1 protein-coding gene and 1 pseudogene are annotated in these 720 nt (G+C 43.6%); both read left to right on the forward strand.

Annotation, left to right across the window (positions count from 1 at the left end; all coding sequences use genetic code 11):
• On the forward strand, positions 1 to 375 hold a 375-nt coding region (locus A3739_RS06125), incomplete at its 5' end, for an MBL fold metallo-hydrolase (RefSeq protein WP_231877019.1).
• Between the two features lie 42 nt (positions 376 to 417).
• Positions 418 to 720 (forward strand): annotated as a pseudogene (locus A3739_RS30735) (hypothetical protein); the annotation flags it as partial.

Consider the following 720-nt stretch of genomic DNA (forward strand, 5'->3'; position numbering starts at 1 on the left):
CTAAAATTGGAAAATCTTGAGGTGACTTCATTACCTCTAATTCATTCAAAACTCACCTATGGGTATTTATTCCAGTGTGCCGGGAAATCGGTGGCGTATTTCACCGACACAAAAGGCTTACCGCCTAAAGTGCTTGAATATCTCACTTCTACCGATTTGGAGTATCTGATTATTGATACAAGTTCTCCACCTGATGTTGACAATAGAAACCACAACAATCTCAACGAAACTTTGGCCTTACACGATTCTATTGGACCACGAAAGACGATCATGACTCACATTGGGCACGACTTTGATAGGTGGTTAAAGCAGCACGGAGATAAGCTGCCTAGTGATGTCATTGCTGGCTATGATGGCATGACCTTAACGTTATGAGCACATTCCAAGCACATAAACGGGTCAACTAGGGAGTAGCCCATGATCGATAATGCCTTCGCATTGTTGACGCTATCGGTTCTAATGCATGTCGCATGGAACGTAATGACTCGTTTAGCGGATCCGCGCGCAAATTTTTTGTGGTGGGGCTTATTGGCCCATACGCTTATTTTTGCGCCTTGGGCAATAACCAGTTTGGTTATCGAGGCTCAATGGAACGCTGAACTCATAATCGCCCTTTTTTTTTCCGCAGTAGCTAATGTATTTTATTTCTTCGCTCTTAGACGTGCCTATCACCTGGCTAGCGTATCGTTTGTTTATCCAATTGCCAGAAGTTCTCCAGTT

The organism is Oleiphilus sp. HI0067, assembly GCF_001635735.1.